The following is a 15964-nucleotide window of genomic DNA, read 5'->3' as shown; positions in this document are numbered from 1 at the left end:
TTCCGGGGAGCATCAGTTGCTGGCAGAGGAAAGACCTGTCCCGGGAGGAGGACGACGCCGTGGCGCTCGTGCGCGTGTACTGCGGTCTGGCCTCGGCGGATTCGGCTGACCGAGCGGCCTCGGCCGGTTCGACGCTGACGTCCGCTGTGGTCGATGACGCAGGCCGTCTGCTGCATGTCTGCGAGATCAGCGACGACGCCGCTGGCTACGCTCAGCTCGTCGCGCTGCTCGTGGAGCGGTCGGGCGGGCCGAGCGGTGCGGCCATCGCCGCCGACAGCGACGACCACACGGTCACCTCGCTGTTGAGCGCGGCGGGTCGACCCCTGGCGATCGCCGACGACGACTCGGTGGACGACTTCGCCGAGCGGTTCGCCGACGACGACTCGCTCGAGGAGATGCAGTCACCGCCTGCCGAACGACGCGCCGTGGGCCTGGCCCGCGCGTTGCAGGCGGGCGCGCTCTCCGCTGTCACGCTGCCCGCACCCCGGGATCTGGCCGGCTACAAGCAGGTGCTCGCCGCGCACGCCGCGCTTGCCAGCGGTCGGCACTCCGCCGCCGTGGCGCTGCGCGAGGTCCTGCGCGAGCTGTACCCGGCGGCGCTGCGCGCGTACCCGGATCCGGCCGAGCCGGTCTCCCTGGCGGTGCTTGACGCGCTTCCCGAGCCGGGCATGCTCGGCGGCACAGTGGCCCGCGGCCGTGAGGTGTCCGTCGCGGCGGACGCCATCGCCGCGCACCTCGCCGCGGACGGGGTGGCCGACGCCGACGAGATCAACGACGCGGTGACCGCGCTGCGGGTCGCCATCTCCGAGACGCCCCGCCGGGCGGCGGTGAACCGGGCGCTCACCTCTGCGGTGGCCGAGACGGTCCGCCAGGCGGTCGCCTCGGTCCGGGCCTGCGACGCCGGCTGCGAGGCGCTGGTGAGCGCTCTCGGCGCCCGCGTGAGCGCGCCCGCGCCGGCCACCGGTCGACGCGCCGCCGCCCGCCGTGGCGAATCGGTCGGCGAGCTGTCCGGCCTGGGCAGCGCCGGCGCCGGCCTGAACAACACCAGCGCTGGCCTGCGGGCGGTCCGGCCGACGCCGGCCGCCGCCGAGCAGGCCCCCAGCGTGGGCCGACGGAGCCGTCCCGAGCCCGCCCCGGGCAGCGCGCCACTGGCCACGCCCCGCCCGCTCGGGCCACCGCCTGTCGCCCCGGCTCCCGTCACCCCTCCCCCTGTCGCACCCGCACCGGTGGCTCCGGCCGCCGTCGCCGGCCCGCCGGTGTCCCCACTGCCGGTGCGCGGCGAGCCGAGTCGGATCGACGGTCCGACCAACCGGCCGGTCTCCTCGCCGCCGCCCCCGCCACCCGGGATCACCCCGATCGCCCCGACGCAGCGCGGCGCGGTGCCGCCGGCCGAGGCGGGCGAACCGTTCCGTCCGACGCTGACCACCGCCGCGATCAACCACGCGCGGGCCGAGCGGCAACGCACAGTCATCCCGCCCCGCCCGAAGACCAACGGCGAACCCCGGCCGAGCCACCAGCAGCGCCCGGTGGACGAGCCGCCGACCGGTGGGTTCAGCGTCACCGACCTCAGCATCCCCGTGCCGGCGCCCCGGCCCGGCCAGGAGTCTCCGCCGCCGGGGTCCCGGGCCAACTGGCCGCTGGTCAACAACCCGGAGGACCCGAGCGACAGCTCGGCGAACAACCCGGTCGCCTACCCGTACGGCGGGAGTCGGGGCGTCGACGCCCCGACCGACCCGGGTCGGGCCGACGGCCGGGTCACCCCGCCCTGGCTCGCTGACGACCTGCCCCAGGAGCCGCCCATGCTGCGCCTGGTGGAGCCGCCGCCGCTGGCCGACCGGGCGCTGCGCGAAGGGCTCAACCAGCCCGCCGACGCGCACCTGGACACGCCGCCGCTGCGGCTTGTCGACCGGGAGCAGGCAGCTCGCGGCGGCCGTCCCGCGCCGCGCGCCGAGCGGGTGGCCGAGCACCGGCCGTCGCCGCCTGTCGAGCACCGGCCGCCACCGGTGGCCGACGAGGGCGACGGCGACCTGTTGATTTTTGCGCAGGCGAAGTCGGCCTGGTTCGTCGGCCAGACCGAGGAAACCGACCTGGACTGGTCAACCACCGCCGACACCGGATGGCAGGCAGCCGAGCAGGCGGCCCGACCGGCGGTGGGCGCCGAGACGACGGCGGGGCTGCCGAAGCGGGTGCCACAGGCCAACCTGGTCCCCGGTTCCCCGCTGCGCGAGGAGCGTCCACTGCGGATAGTGCGTGACGCGGCGAGCCTCGCGGAGAACACCACAGGCTACTTCCGTGGCTGGCGCCGCGGGCAGGAGATCGGCGGGTTCGCGGTGGGCGGCCGGCCGGGTCGCGAGGCCGCCGGCGGCTGGGACTTCAGCCGCGACCACGGTGACCGCGACGACGATCGGGAGTACGAGTACCGCTCCGCCGGCTACCAGTCCTGACCCCACAGTCCTCAAGCGCCGAACGCGCCCTCAGTCAGCCGACTGGGGGCGCGATTCGTGTACCGGGTGAGCCGCGAGCAGGACCACGCACACGTCTGCGCCGGCCGTCGACGTGACGGCCGGCGCTGGGCAGGCTGCGGTGCCCGGTGGCGGCCGGAGCCACCACCGGGCGTGAACCCGTCCCGGTCAGGCCGGGGCGACGGCGCGCGTACGGCGCATGGTGAGCACGTACTCGACAAGCGAGATCAGCACGTGCTTCGTCGACTCCCGGTTACGGGCGTCGCAGGCCACCACCGGCACGTCGCTGGAGATCGCCAAGGCGTCCCGGACGTCCTGCGGGTCGTGGTACTGCATCCCGTCGAAGCAGTTGATGGCCACCAGGTACGGCAGCCGCCGGTGCTCGAAGAAGTCGATCGCCGCGAAGCAGTCCGCCAGCCGGCGGGTGTCCACCAGCACGACAGCGCCGATGGCACCCCGGACCAGTTCGTCCCACATGAACCAGAACCGGGTCTGACCCGGCGTACCGAACAGGTACAGGATCAGGTCACGGTCGATCGAGATCCGGCCGAAGTCCATGGCCACCGTGGTCGTCGTCTTACCCGGCACCTGCCGGGTGTCGTCGACGCCCACACCGGCCGAGGTCATGATGGCCTCGGTGGTCAGCGGCGTGATCTCCGAGACCGAGCCGACCAGCGTCGTCTTACCGACGCCGAATCCACCGGCGATAACGATCTTCGCCGACGTCACGCGGCCGCTCGGGTTCGGCGGGCGGTGCGACATGTCAGAGCCTGCGAAGTCCACTCAGCACCCTCTCCAGCAGTTCAGTGCCCACCGCGTCGTCGGAGTCGTCCAGGATGGTCGGCTCGTGGACCGCGACCAGGCCGTCCGTCGCCATGTCGGCGATGAGCACCCGGGCCACACCGAGCGGGAGCTGCATCCGCGCCGCGATCTCGGCGAGCGATTGCACGCGTCCGTCACACAGCGCGGCGATGTACTGGTGTTCGCGACCACCACCGTTGCCATTGGCAGCGGCGCGACCGCGCACCGTCGTCTCGACGAGCGCCTCCAGCGCGATGTCCAGCCGGGGGCGGGTGCGACCACGGGTCACGGCGTATGGACGGACCAACGCTCCGGTCGGTTCGTCACGATCGGCCATGTCGCCGCTCACCTCCTTCGCACCCGGTACCGGCTCCCACCGGTGGAACTCGTCGTTGTCGTCCTTGCAGTTGCGCCGACCTCACGATCGGCCGAGCGTCAGCCCAGCATCCCCGCGGCCGCACGCGGCTGCGGGGTCAACGCGTCGCCCACCCGGTCGACCAGCAGCGCCATCTCGTAGCCGACCTGGCCCACGTCGGAGCTGCGAGCGGCCAGCACGGCGAAGGACGAGCCGTCCGAGATGGACATCAGGAACAGGAAGCCATTGTCCATCTCCACGACGGTCTGCAGCACAGCGCCTCCCTCGAAGCAGCGGGCTGCTCCCTGGGTGAGGCTGACCAGGCCGGACGCGATGGCGGCCAACTGGTCGGCCCGGTCCCGTGGCAGGTCCCGTGACGACGCGAGGAGCAGGCCGTCCGCCGAGACGGCGACCGCGTGTGCGACACCGGGTACCCGGTCGGCGAAGTTGGCAAGCAGCCAACCAAGATCCTGCGTAGTTGTCATCCTTCTTGCTCCTTCTGCCCGCTCCCGGCCGCTGGGCCTGAGCCAGACTGCGAGGATTGCTGCCCTCCCGGAGTCGCCTCCGGGCTGGTCGGGTTGTCCGAGGTGCTACGCCCTCGCTGCACGCCCCGGTGGTAGGCGGAGAGCAGGCCACGGACCGCCTCCGGGGAGCGCCGCTGGACCGAGGTGGTGGGCTTCTCCACCGCGCCCGGCACGAGCTGCGCCATCGGCTTGCGCTTCGGCAGACCGGTAGTCGTGGTCTCGGCCACGGGCACCGCGCTTGCCGCTGCCGAGGCGGCACGCCAGCCGTCGTCGGCGGCGGTCTGCCAGCCGTTGGTCTGCTGCTGCTGTTGGGGCCGGCGGTTCGGCAGGCTCTCGGCGAGGCTGGGGCGTGCGCCCCCGTTCGCTGTCGACCCGTTGTCCCGCGGCGCTCCTCCGGCCGTCGGAGTGTCTGCCATCGGTGTGTTACCTGTCGTCCCGGGTGGTGTCTTGTGGACTGCCGGTCCGCTCGCCTCGACCGTGGCGAACTGTTGCGTCGCGGCGCCGCCGCCGGTCGTCGCCGGCTTGGCGGTTGCCGCCGCCTCCTCCGGACCCGGGCGGCGGGTGCGGAACCAGGCCGACTCGAGCTCCCGGAAGATCGGCAGCTCCATCGTCTCGTCCGCGTACCGCTGCCGGTTCTGGGCCTGCGGCTGCTGCGGCGCCGGCCGGCTCTGTGCCGCCGGAGCGGGGGCCGGGGCCGGCGGCTGGGCCGCGGCGGCCGGCTGGTCGCCGGGGCGGGGCACCCGCGGCAGCTCCGTCGTCATGTCCAGGGCGGCGGCGAGCCGCTCGGGCACCGGCGGGGTCGCCGCCTCGCGCTCGCCACCCGGCACCGGCGGCCAGGCCGGAGGTGCCGGAGCGCTGGGCGCCTGGGCGGGCGGGGCGGAACGGGGCACGAAACCGCTGAACGACTGGCCCGAGGAGGCCGGCGGCGCCGAGTACGGCTGACCGGACGCCGGCGAGGCCGACACCGGGGACGCCGACACCGGCGGACCGGCGTACGGCTGACCGGAGGCCGGGGCGGCGGACACCGGCGGGCCACCGTACGGCGCACCCGAGTAGGGCTGGCCGGAGTACGGCTGACCGGATGCCGGCGAGGCGGAGACCGGCGCGCCGGAGTACGGCTGCGCGGAGACCGGCGGCGCCGAGTACGGGTGTGCCTCCGGGCTGCTGGGCAGCTGGCGCGGGATGGACTGCTGCTGGCCGGTGGTCGAGGAGTCGTCGCCGGCCCGGCGCTGCGGCAGCGGGTCGATCGGCTGGCCGTTGGCCGTCCGGGGCGTGAACCCGTCGCCGCCGTTGACACCGTTCGTACCGGCCGCGCCGGTCAGGTCGGACCAGGCGGGCATTGAGCGGTACCCACCGGAGTTGGCGGGCGTACCGGTGCCGTTGCGCGGCGCCGGGTCGAACGGCCGACCGCCGAGGGTGACCTGGTTGCCGGACGACTCGCTGGGGCGGGGACCGTTGCCCAGCGCGGGCAGCGCACCGAAGGTGGGCACGGGCCCACCCTGCTGGGCGCCGTAAGCGGGCACGGGCCCACCCTGCTGGGCGCCGTAAGCGGGCACGGGCCCACCCTGCTGGGCGCCGCCGCCGACCGCGGGCAGGGCCGGGGGCTGCTGCACCCGACCGGAGAGCGCGCGGGGCACCAGCACCGAGGTGGGCAGGGTGACGTCGGCGACGGTGCCCCGGTCGGAGCCGGGACGCAGCTCGACCCGGACGCCGTGCCGGGACGCCAGTCGGGCGACCACGACCAGGCCCATCATCCGGGAGACTGCCACGTCCACCTGTGGCGGAGTCGCCAGTCGCTCGTTGAGGTCCTGCAACTGCTCACGGCTGATCCCGATGCCGCGGTCCTCGACGTAGAGCGAGGCGCGGTCGCCGACCCGGCGGGCCTCGACCATCACCTGCGAGTCCGGCGGCGAGAACGCGGTGGCGTTGTCGAACAGCTCGGCGACGAGGTGCACGAGGTCGTTCACCGCGTGCGCGGCGACCTCGATGTCACGGTCGATGACCCCGAACTCGATCCGGGTGTAGTGCTCGACCTCGGACTGCGCGGCGCGCAGCACGTCGATGAGGGCTGCCGGCTCGCGCTGCACGCGGGTGGAGTCGGCGCCGGCGAGCACCAGCAGGTTTTCGTCGTTGCGGCGCATCCGGGTGGCCAGGTGGTCGAGCTGGAACAGCTCGGCCAGGCGGTCCGGGTCCTCCTCGCCGCGCTCCAGCCGGTCGAGGTGCCCGATGAGGCGGTCGACCAGGATCTGGGAACGGCGGGCCAGGTTGACGAACATGGTCGCGACGGAGGCGCGCAGCGCCGCCTGCTCGGCGGCGGTGCGGACCGCCTCCAGGTGGACGGCGTTGAACGCCTCGGTCACCTGGCCGAACTCGTCCTTGCTGCGGACGGGCAGCGGCTCGGCGATCTGGTTGGCCAGCTGCACCGGGGAGAGTTGTCCGACGACCTGCGGGTCGCGCAGCCGGGCCACCGCCTGCGGCAGGCCGTACTGGGCGACGGACAGGGCGCCCTGGCGCAGCTCACGCAGCGAACGGGCCATCGAGCGGGCGACCAGGTAGGCGAAGAGGATGGCCAGCAGCAGCATGCTGAGCAGCAGGCCGGTCTCCAGGAAGACCTGACGCTGGACGTCGGAGCGCAGGCTGTCGGCCTCGGCGACCACGTCCTTGTCGAGCTTCGTCTCGACGGAGCGGATCAGCTTCGCGTTCGCCGTCATGGCGGATTCCCACTGGTCCGGGCCGAACGGCGCGCCGCGCATGTCGCCCGTGACGTTGCCGTCGATCCAGCCGGTGTAGTTCTGTGCCTCCCGGCGGTCACCGCCGGCGACCGTCTGGTCGTGGAACTTCGCCTCGTCCGGGCTGGCGACGGCCTTGAAGCTCTGCAGCGCCTGCTGCTGACCGGTGCCGCTGGCGATGTAGTCGGTGCGCAGCACAGGGGTCATCCGCTGCTGGCCGAGCGCACGGTGGACGACGACCCGGCGTGCGGAGAGGAACTCCTTCTCCCGGGCGACCGCCGCGGAGGCGCGCATCCGGTCGCTCAGGTCGTTGTCACCGGCGAGCTGCGTGGCCGAGTCACGGATGGCGAGCAGGTCGCTGATCAGGCCCTCGTACGCCTGGATCGTCTCGGTGAGCTTGAGCTTGCCGCTGAACACCTGGCTGCGGACGCCCGGCAGGTCCTTCAGCGACTGGTCGATCCCGTCGAGCTGGCTCTCCAGGCTGCTCGGCAGGTCCTCGACCTCGGCGCGCTGCTGCCGGTAGGGGCCGGTCCTCTGGTCCACCCGGGAGTTCACCCGGTTGTAGGCCTCCTGGTACTGGGCCTTCGGCTGGGTCCCGGCTGCCTGGAGCAGCAGCACGGCGGCTGTCCGCTCGTCCTGCAGTGTGTCGACCAGGTCGCCCGAGTAGCTCGACAGGTTGGCCAGGTCGCCCGCTCGGTTGGCATTGCTGAGGGTTTCCAGGTGGTCGACGAGACCACTGGTGCCCACGACGACCGTGGCGATGGTCGGCACGATCATGATGAGACCGAGCTTTGACCAGATCGGCATGTCCCGGAGCCGGCTGGCCGGCCGGCGCAGCCGCGACAGGAAGGAGCCCGCCGTCTTTGGCCGTTTGCTCACGTCACCGCCCTCGCGATTACAGCTTGAACGCGTTGCCCCGGGCAACGCTCAGCGACCGACCCGGCGGGTCGGACCCCCGAGATTCCATCACGACGCCCGGCAAGAAGAAAGCCCAGGTTGTCACCCGCCGAAGGTGTGATGAGATGTTGATACGATTTGATAGCAGTCCGTCTGGCCGGAGTAACTGAAGGTAATGAAACATCCGCACCGCGTTGTCCTGCTCGCCGGCCCTTCTGGCTCCGGAAAGTCGTACATAGCGCAGCAAACCGGCTTGCCGGTGCTCTGCCTGGACGACTTCTACAAAGACGGCGATGACCCTACGTTGCCGCACCGAAACGGCCAGGTCGATTGGGAATCACCCGACTCCTGGGACTCCCTGACTGCCGTGGAAACCATTGCCCAACTGGCGCGCCACGGACGGGCCGATGTGCCGGTTTATGCGATCGGCGCAGATCGAAGGGTGGCCACCCGGCCATTTGATGTCGCCGGATCGCCAATTTTCGTAGCGGAGGGCATCTTCGCCGCCGAGATCGTCGAGGAGTGCCGCCGCCGAGGGCTGCTCGCCGGTGCGTACGCGCTGCGCCGCCCGCGCGGAGCGACATTCGTCCGCCGGCTGGCCCGCGATCTCGCCGAACAGCGCAAGGCTCCCCGGGTGCTGGTGCGGCGCGGGGTGGCGTTGCTGCGGGCCGAGCCCGCCGTGCTGCGCCGGCAGACCGGGCTCGGCGCCGAGGCGGCCCGCGCGCGGGAGGTGCTGCGCCGGGTGGCCGGCCTGCTCGCCAGCCACCCGCACGGCTGAGGAGTCAGGCCAGCAGCTTGGCGTACGCCGGCTTGATCACCTCGTCGATGATCCGCAGCCGTTCGTCGAACGGGATGAAGGCGCTCTTCATCGCGTTGATGGTGAACCACTGCAACTCCCGCCAGCCGTAGCCGAAGGTCTCCACCAGCAGCGACATCTCGCGTGACATCGAGGTGCCACTCATCAGCCGGTTGTCGGTGTTGACGGTGGCTCGGAACCGCAGGTCCCGCAGCAGGCCGATCGGGTGGTCGGCGATCGAGTCCACCGCGCCGGTCTGCACGTTCGACGACGGGCACAGCTCCAGCGGGATGCGCTTGTCCCGCACGTACGCGGCCAGCCGGCCCAGCGTGCCGTCGGGCGCGATGTCGTCGACGATGCGTACGCCGTGCCCGAGCCGGTCCGCGCCGCACCACTGGATCGCCTGCCAGATCGACGGCAGGCCGAACGCCTCGCCCGCGTGGATGGTGAAGTGGAAGTTCTCCCGTTGCAGGTATTCGAAGGCGTCCAGGTGCCGGGTGGGCGGGAAGCCCGCCTCGGCGCCGGCGATGTCGAAGCCGACCACCCCTGCGTCGCGGTGCCGTACCGCCAGCTCGGCGATCTCCTGGGAGCGGGCGGCGTGCCGCATCGCGGTGAGCAGGGTGCCCACCCGGATGGTCAGACCCACCTCGACGGCCTGGGCGGTGCCCTCGGCGAACCCGGCGAGGACGGCCTCGACCACCTCGTCGAGGCTCAGGTCCCTCTCCAGGTGCTGTTCGGGGGCGAAGCGCACCTCGGCGTAGACCACCCCGTCGGCGGCCAGGTCGAGCGCGCACTCGCGGGCCACCCGGCGCAGCGCCGGGGCGGTCTGCATGACCGCCACCGTGTGCGCGAACGTCTCGAGGTAGCGCTCCAGCGAGCCGGAGTCGGCCGCCTCGACGAACCAGCGTCCGAGAGCGTCCGGGTCGGTGGTGGGCAGCTCGTGGCCGACCTCAGCCGCCAGCTCGACGATCGTCGCGGGCCGCAGTCCGCCGTCGAGGTGGTCGTGCAGCAGCGCCTTCGGGACCTTGACAATGTCCTCGTACCGGATAGTTGCGACCATGCTCCGACCCTAGTCAGCCCGCCGAGGCCGGCCACGCCAGCCCGCTCAACCGGGCCTGCCGTAGACCCGGTCGACGGCGAGCCGCAGGACGACCCGCCCGTCGGCGACCATTGCGGCGCGGTAGTCCGCCCAGTCCGGGTGTTCACCGCGGATCCCCCGGTAGACCTCGACCAGTTCGTCGACCGCGGCGTCGCCGGTGGCCGTGGCCGGTTCGGTGAACGTCACAGTCCCCTCGGCGACCGCGTACGCGCCGCCGTCGGCGGTGGTGACGTGGAAGCTGGCCCGCGGGTCGCGGCGCAGGTTGCGGACCTTCGCCCGGCCGTCGGTGGTGGAGCAGCGGATCAGTCCCGGTTCGGCCAGGTAGTCGAGGTTGGACAGTTGGGGTCGGCCGTCGCGGCGCAGGGTGACGAGCACGCCGCGCCCCCGGGCGCCGAAGAGGTCCCACAGCAAATTCGTTGACATGTCATCGACCGTAGGAGGCGATTGGATGACATGTCAACCAAGACGCTAGGCTGAGCGGCATGGAGGGGACCAGGTGGCTCGACGAACGGGAGGACCGCGCCTGGCGTGGCTACCGCCGGATGCGCCGCCTGCTCGACCTGGAGCTGGCCCGGGAGCTGACCCAGGACGCCGGCCTGTCCGAGCCGGACTACGACGTGCTCTCCGACCTGTCCGAGACGCCGCAGGGCCGGCTGCGCCTCAGCGAACTGGCGGACCGGATGCTGTGGTCGCGCAGCCGGCTCTCGCACCACCTGACCCGGATGCAGCAGCGCGGTCTGGTGACCCGGGAGGAGTGCCCGGACGACGCGCGCGGCGCGATCGTCGTACTCACCCCGGCCGGTCGGGACGCCATCGAGGCCGCCGCCGCCGGCCACGTCACCGCAGTCCGTCAGCACTTCCTCGACCTGCTCACCCCGGCCGAGGTCGAGGCGCTCGGCGCGTTCACCCATCGGGTCGTCGACCACCTCGCGCAGAACCGCGCGCCACGCCCCCGACGCGGCACGGAGGCCTGACGTGGACCCGCACATCCTCGACCGGCTGCGCTGCCCGGTCTGTGGGGAGCCGCTGGCCGAGGCGACCGCCGGTACCGCCCGCGCACTGCGCTGCCCGCGCCGGCACAGCTTCGACATCGCCCGCCAGGGGTACGTCAACCTGCTCGCCGGTCGCGCCCCGCACGTCGGGGACACCGCCGAGATGGTGGCCGCCCGATCGGACTTCCTCGCCGCCGGGCACTACGACCTGATCTCCGGCGCCCTCGCCGACGCCGCGGCACAGGCCGTGCCGGGCCTCGGGGCGTACCCCCTGGTGGTGGATGCCGGCGCCGGCACCGGCCGGTACCTCGGCGCGGTGCTGGCGGCGCTGCCCGACGCCGTGGGTCTGGCCCTGGACGTCTCCAAGCCGGCGCTGCGCCGCGCCGCCCGGTCGCATCCACGGGCCGCAGCGGCCCTCGCCGACACCTGGCAGCGGCTGCCCCTGGCCGACGGCTCGACGGCCGTGCTGCTGAACGTCTTCGCCCCCCGCAACGGGCCGGAGTTCCACCGGGTGCTCGACCCGGCCGGCACGCTTCTGGTGGTCACCCCCGCCGCCGACCACCTCGCCGAACTCGTGGACGCCCTCGACCTGCTCCGGGTCGACCCGGACAAGGCCGACCGGGTGGCCGCCAACCTGGGCGGTCACTTCACCCCGGCCAGCTCGACAGTGCACCGCGCCGAGCTGACGCTCACCCGCACCGAGGTGGCCACCCTGGTGGGGATGGGTCCGAGTGCCTGGCACACCGACCCGCACGCCCTCGCCGACCGGATGGCCGCGCTGCCCGAGCCGGTCCGGGTGACAGTCGCCGTCCGGCTCGACGCCCACCGGCCCCGCTGACCTCACGTGGAGAGGTCGACCTCTTCCCAGCCGGGCGGCTCGTCGTGGTACGGCCCGCGCAGGATCACCGCCCACTCCAGCGCCCACCGCCGCTGGCCGATCGCGTTCGCGTCGACCAGCCCCGGCGCCCGCCGGCCGGCGCGCTCGGTCTCCAGGTAGGCCCAGTCCAGGCAGTAGTGCAGGTCCAGCAGCGCAGCCGCGTCCGCCGGATGCTGCGGCGCGGTGAGGATGCGTGCCTGCCAACGCGGAAAGGTCTCCCCCTCGGCGATGTGCGGCAACCGCTCCACCAGCCGCTCGTCCACGGCCAGGGTCGGGTCCAGTTGCTTGCTCAACCCGAGCACCCAGGCCAGCGCGAAGAGCGCGTCGTGGTGCAGCACGAACGAGCGGTGGTCACCCTTGCCGCCCATGACGAACTGCCACTCCGGCGGCGTGACCATGTCGACCAGATGCGAACCGAGCAGCCAGCTCATCGCCGCCTGCGGTGGCATCCCGAAACAGCGGGCCAGGATCAGGTGCAGGACGGCGATCCGCGCCTCGATCTCCGGCGTCGGACGCAACTCGATCGCATCGCCCGGCTCCCACACGAGCGGAAACTGGGCCGGCGGCAGCGGCAGGCCGAGCCGGGACAGCTCGTCCAGGCTCGCCTCACGCACCTCACGCGGGTCGGGGGCAGGTACGGTCACGGGGCAACTTCCTGTCTGATCACGCCGGCGCAGGGCCGGTTATCCCCCCTTGGCCTGCGACAATAGCGCCCCCAGGTGACCGGCACCACGCCCACCCCGACCCGCCTCCGGTCAGCCGATCCGCTCGATGACAAGTGGCGTCACGGTAGGCGCGGTCGACGCGATCCGCACCGCGCGCGCCGCCTCGGTCAGCGCCGCCGGGATCCGCGTGGCGTCGTCCGCGCGCAACTCGTACAGCGGGTCACCGGCCCGTACGGCGTCACCCGGGCGCCTGTGCAGCACCACACCGGCCGGCACGCTCACCGGATCCTCCTTGCGGGCCCGGCCCGCGCCGAGCCGCCACGCCGCAACCCCCATGGCGTACGCGTCGACGGACGCGACGTACCCGTCCTGCTCGGCGCGGACCACCTCTACCTCGGCGGCGGTGGGCATCGGGGCGTCCGGGTCGCCGCCCTGCGCCCGGATCATCGCCCGCCACGAGTCCATCGCCCGGCCGTCGCGCAGCGCCGCCTCCGGGTCGGCGTCCGGGAGGCCTGCGGCGGTGAGCATCTCCCGGGCCAGGGCCACCGTCAGCTCCACCACGTCCGCCGGGCCACCGCCGGCCAGCACCTCGACCGACTCGGTCACCTCGACGGCGTTGCCGATCGCCAGGCCCAGCGGGGTGGACATGTCGGTGAGCAGGGCGACGGTCCGTACGCCGTGCGCGCCGCCCAACTCCACCATCGTCCGGGCCAGTTCGCGTGCCTGGTCGACGGACTTCATGAAGGCACCGGAGCCGACCTTGACGTCGAGGACCAGCGCGCCGGTGCCCTCGGCGATCTTCTTGCTCATGATCGAGCTGGCGATCAGCGGGATCGCCTCCACGGTGCCTGTCACGTCGCGAAGCGCGTACAGCTTGCGGTCGGCGGGGGCGAGCCCGGCGCCGGCCGCGCAGATCACAGCGCCGACCTCGTCGAGCTGGGCGATGAACTCCTCGTTGCTCACCGTGGCCCGCCAGCCGGGGATGGACTCCAGCTTGTCGAGCGTGCCGCCGGTGTGCCCGAGGCCGCGCCCACTGAGCTGGGGAACGGCAGCGCCGCACGCGGCCACCAACGGGGTGAGCGGCAGAGTGATCTTGTCGCCGACGCCGCCCGTGGAGTGCTTGTCGACAGTGGGCCGGTGTACCGCCGACAGGTCCAGCCGCTCACCGCTGGCGATCATCGCGGCGGTCCACCTGGCGATCTCCGGCCCGGTCATGCCGTTCAGCAGGATCGCCATGGCCAGCGCGGACATCTGCTCGTCGGCGACAACCCCCCTGGTGTACGCGTCGACCACCCAGTCGATCTGGGCGTCCGACAGCACGCCCCCGTCCCGCTTGACCCGAATGACGTCAACAGCAGCAAAACTCATCAGAAGATCTTCCCTAGTCTTTGGAAATCCCGGCCCACGGACCGACCGCAAGCACCGAGGGGATTGGGCCGACCGTGCCCGGCGGAGGGATCAAGCCTGACCGCCCGGAGCCGGGCACGGTCGGCCCAATCCCCCAAGCTCAGCCACCAGACCACCGAACCGGGATCTCCAAAGGCGGCTCCCCCTCACCGGCCCAGAAGATCGTGCCGGTCTCGTCGACCACGACCACCCGGGGCGAGCGGGCCAGGCCCCAGGCGATCGCCTCGGCCGTGTCGTCCCAGCTCGGCGCCTCCTCCAGCACACCTGTCTCGGCACCGGCGTCGTCTCCGGCCGACCGCTCCCAGTACGCCGTCCAGACCTGCTGGCCCGCGGACATGTCCGGGTGCACGAAGACGGTGCCCCGTCCGCGCCACGCGGCCAGCCGTTCCGGCACCACAGGCACCGGAGTCTCACCGGTGACGGCCTCCAGGTCCTGCACACCGAAGGCGTGCGGGAGCAACTCGGCCATCCGCAGCGGGTTGGTCCTGGTCTCGATCAGGCACTCCGGCCCGCCGTGCTCCCAGAGCAACTGGCGGCACCTGCCGCACGGCATGAGCGGCTCACCTGTCGCGTCGACGCAGGAGAGCGCGACGAGTCGACCGCCACCCGTGGCGTACAGGCTGGAGACGACCCCGCACTCGGCGCACAGCGTCACCCCGTACCCGGCGTTCTCCACATTGCAGCCGACCACCACGCGGCCGTCGTCGACCAGCGCGGCGGCGCCGACCGGGAACGTCGAGTACGGCGCGTACGCGTGCCGCATGGCCTCGATGGCGGCGGCCCGCAACCGCGCCCAGTCAATGTCGGTCATCCCATCATTCTGCCGAAGCACCCCAGGTCAGAAGCGGGCAGGGCCGGTTCCGCGAGCCCGGCGCGGAGCGCGGCCGCACATCCCCGTCGACCGGCACGCTCCGCTGACCGAGTTCGCGGCGATCGCGGCACGCTACCCGGCGTTCCGGATCGCGCCGGCACCCGCCAGCAGCCCGAACCCCGGTGGTGAGAGGCCGGCGAAGTCGTGATGAACGGCGCCGACCTCGCTGTGCCCGACGGGAGTCCCGCCGGGCACAGCTCAGGCGTCAGCCCTTGATGTAGGGCTTGCCGTCGGCGGCTGGCGCCCGGACCCGGCCGACCAGACCGGCGACCGCCAGGATCGTCGCCAGGTAGGGCAGCATGGCCAGGAACTGGCTGGGGATCGAGCTGTTGATGGCGCCCAGGTAGGTCGCGAGCTGGTCGGCGAAGCCGAAGAAGAGCGCGGCGAGCAGCGCCCCGGTCGGGTTCCACCGGCCGAAGATCAGCGCGGCCAGCGCGATGAACCCCTTGCCGCCGATCATGTTCTTGGTGAACGAGTAGAGCGCCAGGGTGTACGACGCGCCACCGATGCCGGCGACCACGCCCGCCAGCAGCACGTTGCGGTAGCGCACCCGCAGCACCTTGACGCCGAGGGTGTCGGCGGCGGTCGGGTGTTCGCCGACCGAGCGGGTACGCAGCCCCCACCGGGTGCGGAACAGCCCGATGTGGATCACCAGGACCAGCAGCAGGCCGAGGTAGAGGAAGATGTTGCCGCGGAACAGCGCCGGCCCGAGCACCGGGATGTCCTTGAGCAGCGGGATCTCCCAGTTGCTGAAGCGAGGCGCGCTGTTGTACTTGTCCGCGTCGGTCTGCATCAGCCGCTCGTAGAGGAAGCCTGTGACGCCGACCGCCAGCAGGTTCAGCACGATGCCCATGACGACCTGGTCGACCAGGTAGCGGATGGCGAAGACGGCGAGCAGCAGCGAGATGAACGCGCCGCCGATCGCGGCGGCGACCAGGCCCACCCACACGTTTCCGGAGAGGCTGCCGAACAGCGCGCCACTGAACGCGCCCATCAGCAACTGGCCCTCGATCGCCACGTTGACCACACCGGAGCGCTCGCAGAGCACCCCGGCGAGCGCACCGAAGATCAACGGCAGGGCCAGGATGAAGGTGCCCCGGATGATGTTGACAAGCGGCATGAAGTTCTGCCCGGCCGGAGCCGCGGAGACCTGCCAGCAGAGGAAGGAGAGTACGAAGCCGACCAGCCCGACGGCGAGCACGGGCAGGAACCACCGCTTCGGCACTCCGGCGAGCAGCGCCGCACCGGCGGCGATCGCGATGATCCCGAACAGGATCGCCCCGATGGTGCCGTTGATCTCCAGCGCGGTACCTGCGGCGTCGTCGCTGAGCGTGAACCGGGCCTGCTGGTCGGTGGCGAGGGCTCCGAAGAGCACCGCCGCCAGCAGACCGAGCGCCAGCAACGTGAGGCCGACCTTGCGGCTACGGGTCCAGAAGCCCTCGTCGACCGGGGCGACCGCGACGTCCGGGACAGCCATGGTGGACATGAG

At 72.5% G+C, this 15964-nt stretch carries 14 protein-coding genes; 4 read left to right on the top strand and 10 right to left on the bottom strand.

What is annotated here, in order from left to right; translation table 11 throughout:
* Positions 1-35 precede the first annotated feature (35 nt).
* Entirely contained in the window at positions 36-2444 is a 2409-nt protein-coding gene (locus tag ACFY1S_RS01620) for a transposase (RefSeq protein WP_387114218.1), read from the top strand.
* 186 nt (positions 2445-2630) lie between these two features.
* On the opposite strand, the gene ACFY1S_RS01615 is transcribed toward ACFY1S_RS01620, so the two are convergent.
* The 4 genes from ACFY1S_RS01615 to ACFY1S_RS01600 form a co-directional block, all read right to left on the bottom strand.
* Positions 2631-3224 (bottom strand): ATP/GTP-binding protein, encoded by a 594-nt coding sequence (locus ACFY1S_RS01615; protein WP_007455465.1) that lies wholly within the window; start codon positions 3222-3224, stop codon positions 2631-2633.
* 1 nt (position 3225) lies between these two features.
* Positions 3226-3600, bottom strand: a complete 375-nt coding sequence (locus tag ACFY1S_RS01610; RefSeq protein WP_354817333.1) for a DUF742 domain-containing protein — start codon at positions 3598-3600, stop codon at positions 3226-3228.
* Between the two features lie 98 nt (positions 3601-3698).
* Complete coding sequence (locus ACFY1S_RS01605) at positions 3699-4103, bottom strand: roadblock/LC7 domain-containing protein (protein WP_007455462.1); 405 nt, start codon at positions 4101-4103, stop codon at positions 3699-3701.
* Positions 4100-7750: a nitrate- and nitrite sensing domain-containing protein gene (locus ACFY1S_RS01600; RefSeq protein ID WP_387111605.1), complete on the bottom strand. Its 3651-nt coding sequence runs from the start codon at positions 7748-7750 to the stop codon at positions 4100-4102. The genes ACFY1S_RS01605 and ACFY1S_RS01600 overlap by 4 nt, the downstream gene beginning before the upstream one ends.
* 460 nt (positions 7751-8210) lie before the next feature.
* Between ACFY1S_RS01600 and ACFY1S_RS01595 the strand changes: the two genes are divergently transcribed.
* Positions 8211-8546, top strand: a complete 336-nt coding sequence (locus ACFY1S_RS01595; protein ID WP_387111602.1) for a hypothetical protein — start codon at positions 8211-8213, stop codon at positions 8544-8546.
* A gap of 4 nt (positions 8547-8550) precedes the next feature.
* Here the strand turns inward: ACFY1S_RS01595 and ACFY1S_RS01590 are convergent, their stop codons facing one another.
* Both ACFY1S_RS01590 and ACFY1S_RS01585 read right to left on the bottom strand, forming a co-directional pair.
* Positions 8551-9624 carry an adenosine deaminase gene (locus ACFY1S_RS01590; protein ID WP_387111599.1) on the bottom strand — a complete coding sequence of 358 codons (1074 nt, stop codon included), beginning with the start codon at positions 9622-9624 and terminating at the stop codon, positions 8551-8553.
* Between the two features lie 45 nt (positions 9625-9669).
* Entirely contained in the window at positions 9670-10086 is a 417-nt protein-coding gene (locus tag ACFY1S_RS01585; RefSeq protein WP_387111596.1) for a PPOX class F420-dependent oxidoreductase, read from the bottom strand.
* A gap of 59 nt (positions 10087-10145) precedes the next feature.
* Between ACFY1S_RS01585 and ACFY1S_RS01580 the strand changes: the two genes are divergently transcribed.
* Together ACFY1S_RS01580 and ACFY1S_RS01575 are read left to right on the top strand one after the other, a co-directional pair.
* Positions 10146-10637, top strand: a complete 492-nt coding sequence (locus ACFY1S_RS01580; protein WP_364368260.1) for a MarR family transcriptional regulator — start codon at positions 10146-10148, stop codon at positions 10635-10637.
* A gap of 1 nt (position 10638) precedes the next feature.
* On the top strand, positions 10639-11493 hold the full coding sequence (locus ACFY1S_RS01575; RefSeq protein ID WP_387111592.1) for a putative RNA methyltransferase: 855 nt from the start codon (positions 10639-10641) through the stop codon (positions 11491-11493).
* 2 nt (positions 11494-11495) lie between these two features.
* Here the strand turns inward: ACFY1S_RS01575 and ACFY1S_RS01570 are convergent, their stop codons facing one another.
* The 4 genes from ACFY1S_RS01570 to ACFY1S_RS01555 form a co-directional block, all read right to left on the bottom strand.
* A complete protein-coding gene (locus ACFY1S_RS01570) occupies positions 11496-12176 on the bottom strand; it encodes a DUF4272 domain-containing protein (RefSeq protein ID WP_357989575.1) in 681 nt (226 codons plus the stop codon).
* A gap of 111 nt (positions 12177-12287) precedes the next feature.
* A complete protein-coding gene (locus ACFY1S_RS01565; protein WP_387114215.1) occupies positions 12288-13568 on the bottom strand; it encodes a thymidine phosphorylase in 1281 nt (426 codons plus the stop codon).
* Positions 13569-13704: 136 nt separating this feature from the next.
* Positions 13705-14415, bottom strand: coding sequence for a cytidine deaminase (locus ACFY1S_RS01560; RefSeq protein ID WP_387111589.1), 711 nt, complete (start codon positions 14413-14415; stop codon positions 13705-13707).
* Positions 14416-14680: 265 nt separating this feature from the next.
* Positions 14681-15961 (bottom strand): ABC transporter permease, encoded by a 1281-nt coding sequence (locus ACFY1S_RS01555; RefSeq protein WP_387111586.1) that lies wholly within the window; start codon positions 15959-15961, stop codon positions 14681-14683.
* Between the last annotated feature and the right edge of the window lie 3 nt (positions 15962-15964).

It is taken from the genome of Micromonospora sp. NPDC000663, from assembly GCF_042898105.1.
Lineage (GTDB): Bacteria > Actinomycetota > Actinomycetes > Mycobacteriales > Micromonosporaceae > Micromonospora.
The sequence above is the reverse complement of the archived record's forward strand: the minus strand, read 5'-3'. Positions and strand labels throughout refer to the sequence as shown.

Bases quoted from the DNA above. Each gene is read 5' to 3' on its own strand.
- ACFY1S_RS01615 (WP_007455465.1), bottom strand. From the start codon at position 3,224: ATGTCGCACCGCCCGCCGAACCCGAGCGGCCGCGTGACGTCGGCGAAG.
- ACFY1S_RS01610 (WP_354817333.1), bottom strand. From the start codon at position 3,600: ATGGCCGATCGTGACGAACCGACCGGAGCGTTGGTCCGTCCATACGCC.
- ACFY1S_RS01605 (WP_007455462.1), bottom strand. From the start codon at position 4,103: ATGACAACTACGCAGGATCTTGGTTGGCTGCTTGCCAACTTCGCCGAC.
- ACFY1S_RS01590 (WP_387111599.1), bottom strand. From the start codon at position 9,624: ATGGTCGCAACTATCCGGTACGAGGACATTGTCAAGGTCCCGAAGGCG.
- ACFY1S_RS01585 (WP_387111596.1), bottom strand. From the start codon at position 10,086: ATGTCAACGAATTTGCTGTGGGACCTCTTCGGCGCCCGGGGGCGCGGC.
- ACFY1S_RS01580 (WP_364368260.1), top strand. From the start codon at position 10,146: ATGGAGGGGACCAGGTGGCTCGACGAACGGGAGGACCGCGCCTGGCGT.
- ACFY1S_RS01560 (WP_387111589.1), bottom strand. From the start codon at position 14,415: ATGACCGACATTGACTGGGCGCGGTTGCGGGCCGCCGCCATCGAGGCC.
- ACFY1S_RS01555 (WP_387111586.1), bottom strand. From the start codon at position 15,961: ATGTCCACCATGGCTGTCCCGGACGTCGCGGTCGCCCCGGTCGACGAG.